This window comes from Herbidospora sakaeratensis (assembly GCF_001570525.1).
In the GTDB taxonomy this organism is placed as follows: Bacteria; Actinomycetota; Actinomycetes; order Streptosporangiales; family Streptosporangiaceae; genus Herbidospora; species Herbidospora sakaeratensis.
The window spans coordinates 66,190-80,157 of the sequence record NZ_BBXC01000007.1 but is presented as its reverse complement, the minus strand read 5'-3'; the positions used below and the strand labels follow the sequence as shown (position 1 = coordinate 80,157).

At 71.1% G+C, this 13,968-nt stretch carries 10 protein-coding genes; 1 reads left to right on the top strand and 9 read right to left on the bottom strand.

Going from position 1 to position 13,968, the window contains the following annotated elements; translation table 11 throughout:
- Positions 1 to 14: 14 nt before the first annotated feature.
- The 3 genes from AW271_RS00390 to gltB form a co-directional block, all read right to left on the bottom strand.
- On the bottom strand, positions 15 to 1,598 hold the full coding sequence (locus tag AW271_RS00390) for a S8 family peptidase (protein WP_062330182.1): 1,584 nt from the start codon (positions 1,596 to 1,598) through the stop codon (positions 15 to 17).
- Positions 1,599 to 1,709: 111 nt separating this feature from the next.
- On the bottom strand, positions 1,710 to 3,176 hold the full coding sequence (locus tag AW271_RS00385) for a glutamate synthase subunit beta (RefSeq protein ID WP_062330180.1): 1,467 nt from the start codon (positions 3,174 to 3,176) through the stop codon (positions 1,710 to 1,712).
- A gap of 12 nt (positions 3,177 to 3,188) precedes the next feature.
- Complete coding sequence (gene gltB / locus AW271_RS00380) at positions 3,189 to 7,688, bottom strand: glutamate synthase large subunit (RefSeq protein ID WP_083975871.1); 4,500 nt, start codon at positions 7,686 to 7,688, stop codon at positions 3,189 to 3,191.
- 414 nt (positions 7,689 to 8,102) lie between these two features.
- Between gltB and AW271_RS00375 the strand changes: the two genes are divergently transcribed.
- Entirely contained in the window at positions 8,103 to 9,248 is a 1,146-nt protein-coding gene (locus AW271_RS00375) for a bis-aminopropyl spermidine synthase family protein (protein ID WP_245652873.1), read from the top strand.
- On the opposite strand, the gene AW271_RS00370 is transcribed toward AW271_RS00375, so the two are convergent.
- From AW271_RS00370 to AW271_RS00345, 6 genes are all read right to left on the bottom strand, one after another.
- A complete protein-coding gene (locus tag AW271_RS00370) occupies positions 9,213 to 9,782 on the bottom strand; it encodes a hypothetical protein (RefSeq protein WP_157553833.1) in 570 nt (189 codons plus the stop codon). The genes AW271_RS00375 and AW271_RS00370 overlap by 36 nt on opposite strands.
- Before the next feature lie 89 nt (positions 9,783 to 9,871).
- A complete protein-coding gene (locus AW271_RS00365; RefSeq protein WP_062330174.1) occupies positions 9,872 to 10,678 on the bottom strand; it encodes a hypothetical protein in 807 nt (268 codons plus the stop codon).
- Entirely contained in the window at positions 10,675 to 11,391 is a 717-nt protein-coding gene (locus AW271_RS00360) for a VIT1/CCC1 transporter family protein (protein WP_062330173.1), read from the bottom strand. The genes AW271_RS00365 and AW271_RS00360 overlap by 4 nt, the downstream gene beginning before the upstream one ends.
- Positions 11,388 to 12,362: a prolipoprotein diacylglyceryl transferase gene (lgt, locus tag AW271_RS00355; protein WP_062330171.1), complete on the bottom strand. Its 975-nt coding sequence runs from the start codon at positions 12,360 to 12,362 to the stop codon at positions 11,388 to 11,390. Before lgt ends, AW271_RS00360 begins: the two co-directional genes overlap by 4 nt.
- Positions 12,363 to 12,473: 111 nt before the next feature.
- A complete protein-coding gene (locus AW271_RS00350; RefSeq protein WP_062330169.1) occupies positions 12,474 to 13,232 on the bottom strand; it encodes a thioredoxin domain-containing protein in 759 nt (252 codons plus the stop codon).
- Entirely contained in the window at positions 13,232 to 13,756 is a 525-nt protein-coding gene (locus AW271_RS00345) for a MauE/DoxX family redox-associated membrane protein (RefSeq protein WP_083975869.1), read from the bottom strand. Before AW271_RS00345 ends, AW271_RS00350 begins: the two co-directional genes overlap by 1 nt.
- Positions 13,757 to 13,968: the final 212 nt, after the last annotated feature.

Below are 13,968 nucleotides of genomic sequence, written 5' to 3'. Positions count from 1 at the left end.
TACTCATCTCCTCTCTAGGTACCCGCGATCGTGACCGCCTTCTGCGCGCTGATGATGCCGTTTCCGTAGAAGCCGTTGCGCGAGGCCGACCCCACGCAGGCGTGGGTCGCGTCGGCCGAGTAGCGGTAGTTGCCCGAGGCCGGGCAGCCTCGGTCGTAGGTGGAGGCGTACAGCAGGCTCTCCAGCCGGGCCGGGTCGAGCTGCAACCCGCCCGGGCCGGGCTTGCCGAACCGGGCCACCAGCAGCGCCGCGACGCCGCTGACGTGCGGGGCGGCCATCGAGGTGCCCTCAAGGTACTGGTAGTACGAGCACGTGCCGTTCTTGCACTCCCGGATGACCGAGGAGGTCAGCGGCTTGCCCTTGGCGTCGATCGTGGTCGCGGCCCGCAGCGCGCCGCGGGGCGCGGCGGCCAGGATCTCGCGGGCGGCGCCCTTCAGCGAGGTGCCGGTGTCGAGGGCGTCGCCGCCGGGGGCGGACACGTCGGCCTGCTCGGCGCCGTAGTCGGAGTAGACCGCCTTGCGCTTGCTCGGGCCGACCGAGGTCACCGCGATCACGCCGGGCAGCTCGGCCGGGATGTTCAGGCAGGTGTTGTCGATCTTGCGGGACTTGGCGGCGCCCGACGGGTAGTCGGGGCTGCCGTTGTCCTGCTTCGGGTCGCCCAGGTCGGTCGAGCCGTTGCCGATGGCGCTGATCAGGGTCACGCCGCGGGCGCGGGCGTAGGCGAGCGCGCGGGTCATGCCGGCGATGATGGCCTTCTGCTCCGACTGCTGCGCCGGGGTGTCGGCCGGGTTGGCCGGGCAGTTGAAGTTCCACGGGTCGACGTAGAACGACATGTTGACCACGTCGATGCCGTGGTCGCCGGCGTACTTGAGGGCGTCCATGGTCGGCTTGAGGAAGAAGTAGCCCGAGTCGGTGCCGGCCCGCAGGTTGACCAGCGACACGCCGGGCGCGACGCCGCCGATGCCGATGCCGTTCAGCGGCGAGGCGATCGTGCTGGCCACGTGGGTGCCGTGGCCGTCGTCGTCGTGGTCGGCCGGGTCCTTGCAGCCCTTGAACTCGCACGGGCCGTCGAGGTTCTTGCCCTTGGAGTCCTTCGGCCGGTCGGTGACGAAGTTGCGCGACAACTTCCGGTTGAAGTTGGGCGCGATGTCGGGGTGCTTGCCGTCGATCCCGGTGTCGATGACCCCGACCAGCACCTTGTGGTTGCCGATCTCCTTCTTGTACGACCCCGACGCGGTCGCCCCGATCATGCGCATGTCCCACTGGCGGCTGGAGAGCGGCTCGTTCTTCACCGCCGCCCGGCGCGGACCGGCGGCCGGCCGGGCCCGGGTCACCTCGCCGATGGGCCGGTCGGACAGGACGCCCACGATCGCCGGGCCCGAGGGGGCGCGGGGCGTGCGGGCCACCAGGTACCCGAGTGCGGCGTCGTCGGACAACACGTCGCCGCCGGCGGCCTCGACCGCGTCGGTCGCGGCCCGGCTCTGGCCGGGTGCGTAGAACACCAGGTAGTCGGTCGAGACGGCGGCCGTCTCCTGGGAGGCCGCGCAGGCCGTGGTCAGCAGGGTCAGCGCCAACCCCGCGAATACTGCCTTCCGCACCGGTCCTCCTTGATCGGCCAAAAGTAGATATTTCGGAATTGCCCTTGAGCAAGATACGGAAAACAACGAAACGGCGCCCCCGGAAATACCAGGGGGCGCCGTTTTGACGTACTAGACCAACGGACGCGCCGTCGGCGGGATGGCCACCGGCAGGGCGGTCGCCCCGGTGAGGTAGTCGTCGACCGCGGCGGCGGCCGAGCGGCCCTCGGCGATCGCCCACACGATCAGCGACTGCCCCCGGCCCATGTCACCGGCCACGAAGACGCCCTCGACGCCCGAGTGGTAGGTGCGGTTGCGGGATACGTTGCCGCGCGGGTCGTAGAACTCCCCGGCCGACAACTCCGCCAGCGCGTCGAGCAGGCCGGCGTGCTGCGGGCCGACGAAGCCCATCGCCAGGGTGACCAGCTGGGCGGGCAGCTCGCGCTCGGTGCCCGGGATCGGCTTGAAGCCGGCCGCCGGGCCCTCGACGTCCACCACCTTGATCGCCTGGAGGTTGCCCTCGGCGTCCTTGACGAACTCGGTGGTGGAGACGGCGTAGACGCGCGCTCCCCCGCCGTCGGCGAGCTCCTCGTGGGCCGACTCCATCTTGAACAGCATGGGGAAGGTCGGCCACGGCTGCCCGGCCGGACGCGCCTCCGGCGGCATCGGCATGATCTCCAGCTGGGTCACCGAGAGGGCGCCCTGCCGGATCGCGGTGCCGATGCAGTCGGCGCCGGTGTCGCCGCCGCCGATGACCACGACGTGCTTGCCGCTCGCGTTGATCTCCGAGTCGGCCAGCGACCGGTTGGCCGGGGGCAGGTACTCCATCGCCTGGTAGACGCCGGCCGCGTCGCGCCCGGTGACGGGCAGGTCGCGCCAGGCCGTCGCGCCGCCCGCCAGGACGATCGCGTCGAACTGCTCGCGCAGCTCGGCGGCCGTGATGTCGACGCCGACGTCGACGCCGGTGCGGAACTCGGTGCCCTCGGCCCTCATCTGGTCGAGGCGGCGGTCGATGTGCCGCTTCTCCATCTTGAACTCGGGGATGCCGTAGCGGAGCAGCCCGCCGATGGCGTCGGCCCGCTCGAACACGACGACGTCGTGCCCGGCGCGGGTGAGCTGCTGGGCGGCGGCCAGGCCGGCCGGGCCGGAGCCGACGACCGCGACCTTCTTGCCGGTCTTGTTCTCCGGCGGCTGCGGGGTGACCCAGCCCTCGGCGAAGGCGCGGTCGATGATCTCGACCTCGACCCGCTTGATCGCCACCGGGTCGGAGTTGATGCCGAGCACGCAGGCCGCCTCGCACGGAGCCGGGCACAGGCGGCCGGTGAACTCGGGGAAGTTGTTGGTGGCGTGCAGCCGCTCGACGGCCTCGCGCCAGTCGTCGCGGTAGACCAGGTCGTTCCACTCGGGGATGAGGTTCCCGAGCGGACAGCCGTTGTGGCAGAACGGGATGCCGCAGTCCATGCAACGCGACGCCTGCTTGGACAGCTTCTCCGGGGCGAAGTCGACGTAGACCTCGCGCCAGTCGCGGATGCGCACGTCCACCGGGCGGCGGGCGGGCAGCTCACGCTGGTGTGTGAGGAACCCCTTCGGGTCGGCCATGTCGAAACCCCCTTATCCGTGAACCGCGGCCATGATGGCCTCGTCGATGTCGCGTCCCTCGGCCTCGGCCGTGGCCCTGGCGGTGAGGACGCGCTTGTAGTCGATCGGCATGATCTTGCCGAACCGTTCTAGAGCGGATTCCCAGTCGGCGAGCAGGCCCTTGGCGACCGGCGAGCCGGTCTCGGCCAGGTGCTTCTCGACCAGCTCGCGGAGGATCTCGGAGTCGTCGTCGCCGAGGGCCTCCAGCTCGACCATCTCGCGGTTGACCCGCTCGGGCTTGAGGTCCAGTACGTAGGCGACGCCGCCGGACATGCCGGCCGCGAAGTTGCGCCCGGTCGGCCCGAGGACGACGGCCCGGCCGCCGGTCATGTACTCGCACCCGTGGTCGCCCACGCCCTCGACGACCGCCGTGGCGCCGGAGTTGCGGACGCAGAACCGCTCGCCCACCACGCCCCGGATGAACGCCTCGCCGGAGGTCGCGCCGTAGAGGCCGACGTTGCCGGCGATGATCTGGCCGTCGAGCAGGTCGCTCGGCGGGGTGACCGTGATCCGGCCGCCCGACAGGCCCTTGCCGACGTAGTCGTTGGCGTCGCCGGTCAACCGCAGCGTGATGCCCTTCGGCACGAACGCGCCGAACGAGTTGCCCGCCGAACCGGTGAAGCTCACGTCGATCGTGTTCTCCGGCAGGCCCGCCCCGCCCCACTTCTTGGTGACGTGGTGGCCGAGCATGGTGCCGACGGTCCGGTTGACGTTGCGGATCGGCAGCTCCAGCGTGACCTGCTGGCCGAACTCGATCGCGCCCTCGGCCAGCTGGATCAGCGTGTTGTCGAGCGCCTCGGCCAGGCCGTGGTCCTGCGCGACGACCTGCTTGCGCGGGGTGCCCTGCGGCAGCTCCGGCTGGTAGAGGACCGGCGACAGGTCGAGGCCCTGCGCCTTCCAGTGGGTCACGGCGGCCTCGGTGTCGAGCAGGTCGCTGCGGCCGATGACCTCGTCGAGCGAGCGGTAGCCCAGCTCGGCCAGGTACTCCCGGACCTCCTCGGCGATGAACTCGAAGTAGTTGACCACGAACTCCGGCTTGCCGGTGAAGCGCTTGCGCAGCTCGGGGTTCTGGGTGGCCACGCCCACCGGGCAGGTGTCGAGGTGGCAGACGCGCATCATGACGCAGCCCGAGACGACCAGCGGAGCGGTGGCGAAGCCGTACTCCTCGGCGCCGAGCAGGGCGGCGATGATGACGTCGCGGCCGGTCTTGAGCTGGCCGTCGGCCTGCACCACGATCCGGTCGCGCAGCCCGTTGAGCAGCAGCGTCTGCTGGGTCTCGGCCAGGCCGAGCTCCCACGGGGTGCCCGCGTGCTTGAGCGAGGTCAGCGGCGAGGCGCCGGTGCCGCCGTCGTGACCGGAGATCAGCACGACGTCGGCGTGGGCCTTGGAGACGCCCGCCGCGACCGTGCCGACGCCGACCTCGGAGACCAGCTTCACGTGGATGCGGGCCTGCGGGTTGGCGTTCTTCAGGTCGTGGATGAGCTGCGCCAGGTCCTCGATCGAGTAGATGTCGTGGTGCGGCGGCGGCGAGATCAGGCCGACGCCCGGCGTGGAGTGCCGGGTCTTGGCGATCCACGGGTAGACCTTGTGGCCGGGCAGCTGGCCGCCCTCGCCGGGCTTGGCGCCCTGGGCCATCTTGATCTGCACGTCGTCGGCGTTGACCAGGTATTCGGAGGTCACGCCGAAACGGCCGGAGGCCACCTGCTTGATCGCCGACCGGCGGGCCGGGTCGTAGAGGCGCTCGGGGTCCTCGCCGCCCTCACCGGTGTTCGACTTGGCGCCGAGCCGGTTCATCGCGATGGCCAGGGTCTCGTGGGCCTCCATCGAGATGGAGCCGTAGGACATCGCGCCGGTGGAGAACCGCCTGACGATCTCGGAGACCGGCTCGACCTCGTCGATCGGGACCGGGCCGCCGGCCGCCGGCCGCAGCTTGAACAGGCCGCGCAGCGTCATCAGCGTCTCGGCCTGACCGTCGATCAGGTCGGTGTACTCCTTGAAGATCTCGTACCGCCGCGTGCGGGTGGCGTGCTGGAGCTTGAAGACGGTCGTCGGGTTGAACAGGTGGGGCTCGCCCTCGCGCCGCCACTGGTACTCACCGCCGACCTCCAGCCGCCGGTGGGCGTTCTCGGCCCTCGGGTAGGCCCGGGTGTGCCGCTGCAGCGCCTCCTTGGCCAGCACGTCGAACCCGACGCCGCCGAGCCGCGAGGTGGTGCCGGTGAAGCACTCGTCGATGACCTCGGCCCCGAGGCCCAGGGCCTCGAAGATCTGGGCGCCCGTGTACGACGCCACCGTGGACACGCCCATCTTGGACATGACCTTGAGGACGCCCTTGCCGTACGCCTTGATGAGGTTCCTGACGGCCTTGGGGTCGCCGGGGAACAGCTCCTCGACGGTCTCGATCGCCAGGTAGGGGTTGATCGCGCTGGCGCCGTAGCCGATGAGCAGGGCCATGTGGTGGCACTCGCGCGCCTCGCCGGTCTCGATGACCAGGCCCACCCGGGTGCGCGACTTCTCGCGGATCAGGTGGTGGTGCACCGCGCCGGTGAGCAGCAGCGACGGGATCGGCGCCTTCTCGGCGTTCGAACCGCGGTCGGACAACACGATGATGCGCGCGCCGTCGGCGATCGCCTGCGAGACCTCCGCGCGGATCTCCGCCAGGCGGCGGGTCAGGGCGTCGCCGCCCCCGCCGACGTGGAAGAGGCCGGAGACGACGTGGGGCTGGAAGCCGGGCAGCGCGCCCTCGTCGTTGATGTGGACGATCTTGGCGAGCTCGTCGTTGTCGATCACCGGGTAGGGCAGCACCAGGCGGCGGCAGGAGGCCGCGCCGGGCTCGAGCAGGTTGTGCTCGGGGCCGATGGTCGACTGCAGCGAGGTGACGAGCTCCTCGCGGATGGCGTCCAGCGGCGGGTTGGTGACCTGGGCGAACAACTGGCTGAAGTAGTCGAACAGCAGCCGCGGCTTGTCGCTGAGCGCGGCGACCGGGCTGTCGGTGCCCATCGAGCCGATCGGCTCGGCGCCGGTCGCGGCCATCGGGGTGAGGATGATGCGCAGCTCTTCCTCGGTGTAGCCGAAGGTCTGCTGGCGCTTGACCAGGGCCTCGTGGGTGGGGTGCTCGTGCTCGCGCTCGGGCAGCTCCTCGAACCGCACCAGACCGGCGTGCAGCCACTCCTCGTAGGGCTCGGCGGCGGCGAGTTCGGCCTTGATCTCGTCGTCCTCGATGATCCGGCCGCGCTCGGTGTCGACGAGGAACATCTTGCCGGGCTGGAGACGGCCCTTGCGGACGATCTTGTCAGCGGGGATGTCGCTCAGCACGCCGGCCTCGGAGCCCAGGATGACCAGGCCGTCGTCGGTGACGTAGAACCGGCCGGGGCGCAGGCCGTTGCGGTCGAGCACCGCGCCGACGACGGTGCCGTCGGAGAAGGAGATCGACGCGGGGCCGTCCCAGGCCTCCATCAGCGTGGAGTGGAACTCGTAGAAGGCCCGGCGGGCCGGGTCCATCTCCGTGTGGTTCTCCCACGCCTCGGGGATCATCATCAGCACCGCGTGGGGCAGCGAGCGCCCGCCGAGGTGCAGCAGCTCCAGCGTCTCGTCGAACGAGGCGGTGTCGGAGCCGTCGGGGTCGCAGATCGGGAACAGCCGCTCGAGGTCGCCGGGGATGAGGCCGGTCTCCAGCATCGTCTCGCGGGCGCGCATCCAGTTGCGGTTGCCCTTGACGGTGTTGATCTCGCCGTTGTGGGCCACGTAGCGGTAGGGGTGCGACAGCGGCCACGACGGGAAGGTGTTGGTGGAGAAGCGCGAGTGCACCAGCGCGATGGCGGTGACGTAGCGCTCGTCCGACAGGTCGGGGAAGAAGGGCTCGACCTGCTGCGGGGTGAGCATGCCCTTGTAGACCGTGGTCCGGCTGGAGAGCGAGGCGAAGTAGACGTCGGCCTCGTGCTCGGCCCGCTTGCGGAAGGCGAAGGCGGCCCGGTCGAGGTCGATGCCCGACAGGTCTTCGGAGCTCACGAACAGCTGCATGAAGTGGGGCATCACGGCGCGGGCGGTGGGCCCGGCGTGCCGCGTGTCGACGGGCACGTCGCGCCAGCCGAGGACCTTGACGTTCTCCTCGGTCGCGATCTCGTCGATCATCCGCAGGGCGGTCGCCCGGGCCTGCGCGTCGATGGGCAGGAAGGCGATGCCGGCGGCGTACTTCCCGGCTTCCGGGAGGTCGAAGGGGACGACCGCGCGGAAGAACGCGTCCGGGATCTGCGTCAGGATGCCGGCGCCGTCACCGGTGTCCGGTTCACTCCCCCGAGCACCCCGGTGATCGAGGTTGATGAGCGCGGTCAGAGCCTTCTCGACGATGTCGTAGCTACGGCGGCCGTGGACGTCGGCCACCATGGCGACACCACAGGCGTCATGCTCGTACGAGGGGTCGTAAAGGCCCTGAGGCTCGGGAAGGTCCCCAGGACGGCCATGGCGGGCAGCAGGCATGAAATCACTCCCGTCGTCATCTTCTGCGTGGTGACAGAGGGACGACGCTGGCCCTGCTGCAGTTGTAGTGAGTAGAGGTTACCCCACCGTTTCCGGATGGCACCTGCCGGGCCCACTAAGGTTTCGCGTATGTCGATCGACGAGCTCTACGCGCGTGCCGGTGTGGACGGACGGCGGTTGCGAAAGGCTGTCTCTCTCCTGTCGGACGGACGCTGGTGGACGCTCGCCGATGTGGTCAGGGAGACGGCGACGTCCCGCAGGACGATCGAGGCGCTCATGCGCGTGCTCCCCCTTGAGCATCGCGACCAGCACGTCCGAATCCCAACTGAACAGGTCAAACTCTACAACATTTCGATATCGTCCTCTATTTCGGACCCGGTGTCTCACCTGGTGGACGCATCCGTGGTCGAGAGGATGGCCGATCTCATCGCCAAGGCGCCGCGCGGGCGCACGGCCCTCGACCACGTGTCGGCCACCCCCGAGACCGTGGTCAGACGGGCTCTGCTGCTGGGCGCGCGGTTCTGGCTGCCCGGCTCGCGGCTGCTCTGCGTGGGCGACCACGACCTCACGTCGCTGGCGGTCCGTCTCATCCACCCGGAGGTCGAGGTGATGGTCGTCGACGTCGACGACCGGATCCTGGCGTACATCGACGAGCAGGACCTCGGGGTCACCACCCGCTGGGCCGATCTGCGGCTCGGCCTGCCCCCGTCGGCCCGGGGCTGGGGCGACCTGGCGATCACCGACCCGCCCTACACCCCCGACGGCGTCGGCCTGTTCGTCGCCCGGGGCCTCGAAGGGCTGCGCGACCGCGACGAGGGCCGCGTCCTGCTCGCCTACGGCGCCTCCGAGCGCACCCCCATGCTGGCCCTGAAGGTCCAGCACGCCCTGGCCGACCTGCAGCTGCTCAACGAGGCGATCTACCCCGACTTCAACCGCTACGACGGCGCCGAGGCGATCGGCAGCGCCGCCGACCTCTACGTCCTGCGCCCGACCACCAAGAGCTGGCCCGCCGTCGCCTCCCGCGTCGACCGCCTTGCCACCGCGATCTACACCCAGGGCCCGCAGGCGGTCGAGTCGGCCGAGGCCGCGCCGCCCGACCTGGGCGACTACGCCCCCGATCTGCTCGTCGGCGACTGGCCCCGCGACCTGCTCCCGGGCGTGCCCCGCGTCCGCCTCTCGACCTGGCTCGCCAAGCCCTACGCCGCGCAGGTCTCCCGGGTGGCCGTGCACGCCCCCGGCCTCGACGCCGCGCTCCCGCGCCTGGTGCTCGCCGCCCGCGACGCGGAGGTCCGCGTCTTCGGCGCCACTTCTCCGGTACGGCTCCCGCCCGCCCCCGACGCCATCACCGCAAGGATCCTCGCCAACAGCCACGGCAAGGTCGCCAACTCCTGGCGCGAGGGCCTGGCCGCCGAGCTCGGCCTGACCAAGAACCAGGCCAGGGCGCGCATCCCGGCCTGGGCCGGGGCGACCGCGCTCGAACTCCCGCTCCACCGCCTGACCGGCCTGGCCGCGGCGGTCGCCGACTCACGACGCGAGGATGCGGGCCTGGACGAAGCGTGAGGCCAGGTCGAGGGCGGCCAGCGGCTCGGCCAGGTCGGGCCTGGCGTCGCCCTCGGCCGACACCCAGCTGACCGCGACGAAGTGCCCCATCGCCCTGACCATCGCGGTGCCGGCCCGCTCCGACGCCAGCGGCGTCAGGAACAGCTCCTCGCGGAACCGGTGCACCAGCGCGTCGGCCTGGGCCACGTCGCCCAGGTTGAACACCGCCACCTGCCCGACCAGCTCGGGCCCCCGGAACAGCCCCCGGACCACCTGGGAGCACCCGTCGACGTCGGCGCCCACGGCCGCCGCGCAGTTGGCGGTCAGGCTGACCGACTCCTTCTTCATGACCCCGAGCGCCGGGGCCGGGAAGACCTCCTGCTCGGTCAGCGGCGCGGCGTCGGCCTTCTGCTGCGCGATCGGCGCGTAGATCGCCGAGCTGATCTCGGCCCGGACGGTGCCGGGCCGGTCGGCGCGGTCGGCGGCGGAGCACCCGGCCAGCGCCGCCGCCAGCACCGGAAGGGTCACCACGCGCATCATCAGTCCCACCCTCACCGCACCATCATGACGGGGAAGGGGGTGCGGGCGGGCGCACATCTCGAAAGGTGGACACCCAGCGTGGGCGGGCGGTTCCTGTCGGTTGCTCAGCCGGCGGGCACCCCGGTCACCGCGACCACCCGCCGGTAGACGACCTTCTCCGCCTCGCGGACCGCCAGGCCGAGGGTCACCATGTCGTCGGTGTCGTCGGGGCGTTCGCCGTCGGCCCGGCCGATCCAGACCAGGCCCAGGTAGTGGCCCATCGCGTGGCCGCTCGACTCGGTGAAGCCGGTCAGCGCCGGCTGGGCCGAGGGCAGCGGCAACAACCAGCCGCCCCGGTAGAGGTTGGAGATCTGCTGGACCAGCGCGTCGGAGGCGGTCGCCGACTCGAGGTTGAACAGGGCGTACTGGGCGACGTAGCGGCCGTCGGAGCTGGTGAACTGGGCGCGGGCGGCCTGGGTGCAGCCGGCCGAGGTCAGGGCCTCGGTCAGCGCCTCGCCCCAGACGGTGCTCGCGCAGTCGGCGTCGAGCCGGCGCTCGCCGAGCTTCAGGGTGATCTTGCCGGCCTTCAGCGTCTTGGTGGTGAAGACCTCTTCGACGGTCAGCGGCTTGGCGTCGGCGGCGCGGTCGGCGATCGGCGCGAACTGCTTCAGCGACGGCCAGGCCCGGTAGGCCGCCGGACGGGCCTGGCCCAGCGGCGAGCTCGACAGCTGCTCGGGCGTCGGGTCGTCGTCGAACGCCTCGACCACGAAGACCAGCAGGAACGCCATGAGCAGGACGCCGACGACGGTGGCCAGCACCGCCAGGATCTTCTGCTGGCCGCCGGTGAGCCCCCATTCGGCCAGCTTGACGCTGCCCCAGGTCTCATCGGGCGCCGGGCGGCGTTTGACGCGGGAGGGCTTGGCGGGGGTCACAGGCCGCTCGCCCCGATCAGCGAACCCAGCCCCCACGTCAGCGCGGCGGCGATCCCGCCGACCAGGAGCTGGCGCAGGCCGGTGAACCACCACTTGCGCGCGGTCACCCGCGACACCAGCGCGCCCGCCCCGAAGAGGGCGACCATGGACAACGCGGCCGACAACCAGAGGTGGGTCACCCCGGCCAGGTAGGGCGCCAGCGGGATCACGGCGCCGACGGCGAACGACAGGAACGACGACGACGCGGCGGTCACCGGCGACGGCAGGTCGTCGGGCTTCACGCCCAGCTCGTTGAGGGTGTGCACTTCCAGGGCCTGTTCGGGGTTGCGGGAGATCTGCCGGGCCACCTCGGCGGCCAGTTCGGGGTCGACGCCGCGCCGCTCGTAGAGGGCGGCCAGCTCGGCCTCCTCCTCTTCGGGGTGCACGGCCATCTCGCGGCGTTCGACCGCGATCTCGGCCTCGGCCAGCTCACGCTGGCTCGCCACCGAGACGTACTCTCCGCCGGCCATCGAGAACGCCCCGGCGGCCAGGCCCGCCACCCCCGCGAGCGCGATCACGCGGGTGTTGGCGGTGCCGCCGGCCACGCCGGCGATGAGCGCGAAGTTCGACACCAGGCCGTCCATCGCGCCGAACACCGCCGGGCGCAGCCAGCCACCCTGGACGTCGCGGTGGCTGTGGTGAGAGGGCAGTTCCGGACCGGCGGGGCCGGTCATCGCTGACCGGCCTCCTCGGCCTTCTCTGTCTCGGTCGCGGGCTCGGCGTCAGCCGGGGCTTTTCCCGGCGGGTCGTTCTCGTGGTCGTCGGCCTGGTCGTGGAGGTGGGCCGGGTCGGCCTCCTCGCCCTCGGCGACCGGCGGCAGCTCACCGGCGGGCACGATGACCTCTTCGGTGGTCTTGTTCCTGGTCAGCCAGAAGTAGGCCAGCGCGGCGAGGAACAGGACGATGGACGTCCACTGGTTGAGACGCATGCCGAGGATCTCGTGGGCCGGGTCGACCCGCAGGCCCTCGATGAAGAAGCGGCCGAGCGTGTAGCCCATGATGTAGAGGGCGAACAGGCGGCCGTGGCGGAAGCTGAAGCGCCGGTCGAGCAGCAGGAGCACACCCGCCACCGCGAGGGTCCAGACGAACTCGTAGAGGAACGCCGGGTGGTAGGTCAGCGCGCCGGGCACGGTGCCGGGGCGGCCGGGCTCGATCTCCAGGCACCAGGCGTAGTCGCAGGGACCGCCGAAGAGCTCCTGGTTGAAGTAGTTGCCCCACCGGCCGATGCCCTGGGCGATCAGGATGCCGGGCGCGACGACGTCGGCGACGGCCGACAACGAGATGCCGCGCCGCCGGCAGGCGATCCAGACGCCGACCCCGCCGAGCGCGACCGCCCCCCAGATGCCGAGGCCGCCCTTCCAGATGAAGAACACGTGGTACCACGGGTTCTCCGCGTCAGCTCCGAAGTAGAGCTGGTTGTCGGTGATGACGTGGTAGAGCCGGCCGCCGACCAGGCCGAACGGGACCGCCCAGACGGCCAGGTCGGTGATCGTGCCGGGCAGGCCGCCACGGGCGCGCCAGCGGCGCTCGCCGAGCCAGACGGCGAAGACGACGCCCAGCACGATGCAGAGCGCATAGGCCCGGATGGGAAGGGGTCCGAGGTACCAGACCCCCTGCGACGGGCTCGGGATCGAGGCGAGGGGCATGTCACAGGACGTTACCGCCTCCGAGGCGCACTCGCGCACCCCCGTCACCAATGAGCCCGTCTCAGGTTGATCACCCCATCTTCAAGCGGGCCGCGTCCGTCTCGGACAGGCTCACTTGCCGGCCGCGAGCACGGCCTGGCGGAGCTTGTTCGGCACGAAGGACACGTTGGAGTCGAGCTCCTTGCCGTTCAGCTTGAGCGTGGGCGTGCCGGTGATCTTCTGGGCCTGGATGACCTTGTCGGACTGGGTGAGCTGGGTCTGGGCGTACTTCTGGGAGGTCACGCACGTCTCCCAGCCGGGCGCCGTGATGCCCGCGTCCCTGCCCCAGGCGACCAGGTCGGTCAGCGCGAAGCCCTCGACGGTCTCCGACGGCTGCTCCTTGAAGAGCCGGTCGTGGAAGGCCGGCCACGCCGCCCCGTCGGTGACGCAGCGGGAGGCCGCGCCGGCGCGGACCGAGTTGGACTTGGTCGGCTCCATCGAGAAGATCGTGATCGGGTGGAACACGACCTTGGCCTTGCCCTCGGACGCCAGGTTCTTGATCGTCGGCCCCGACGACTCCTCCAGCGCCTTGCAGGCCGGGCACTGGAAGTCCTCGTAGACGTCGAGCACCGGCCCGGTCACGCCCGGGCGGGCCATGGTGACCGTTCCGTCGGCGTTGACCGTGGTCGGGGCGAGTTTGGCGGCCGCCGTCTGCTGCTCGGCGGTGTCGCGGGCGGCGGCGTACCAGGCGCCGCCGCCGATGGCCAGGACGGCGATGGCCGCGATCGTGACCATCGTGGCGAGGCGGCGGTGGCGGTCCTTCTTGCGGTCGGCCTGCCGCAGCGCGGCGATCCGTTCCCGGGCCGTCGCCTCGCGCGCACCTTTGCCCATCAGTGGTTCTCCTTCACTTCATCCAAGTGATCACTCGCACCGGGCTCGTGATCGCCGGACTCCTCCTCGGCGTACGGGCGGGGGGCCAGGCCCAGGGGCGTGTCGAGCGCGAACCGGCCCGGGGTGAACCAGGCGATCCAGCCCGCCAGCAGCACCAGCCCGAAGTCGCGGAGCAACTCCGGGAGATACGACGGCTCCTGTCCTTCGGCGAGCGGCCCGCCGCCGCCGAAGCAGCCGCAGTCGATGCGCAGCCCCCGCGCCCACGCCGAGGCGATGCCGATGACGAAGGCGACCATGAGCAGCCCCGCGCCGACCGCCGACAGGCGGGTGAGCAGGCCAAGGACAAGGAGCACTCCGACGACGATCTCCAGCACGGGCAGGCCGTATCCGACGGCCGTGGCGATCCGGTCCGGCAGTAGTTCGTAGGCGCGCACGGCCTGCACCGACAGAGCGGGGGCGCCGACCTTCAGCCACCCCGCGACGATCAGCACGCCGGCGAGCACGAGCCGGGCGACGGTCGTCACCCAGGGTACAACCACAGATGCGCTGAGTGACGAACTCGGGCCGCGACGATGCGTTGACACGGAGACTCCTCCCAGGTCCCGGGGCCGCCTCTACGGCCACCGACACGGAACCTATTGGAGTCCACCCCACCATGACCTCGATAAACACCGGGTAAGGCGAAACCTGGGGGCGGGTATGGGGAGGGTGGTCCCGGTAAATCCCGCACCCCGAA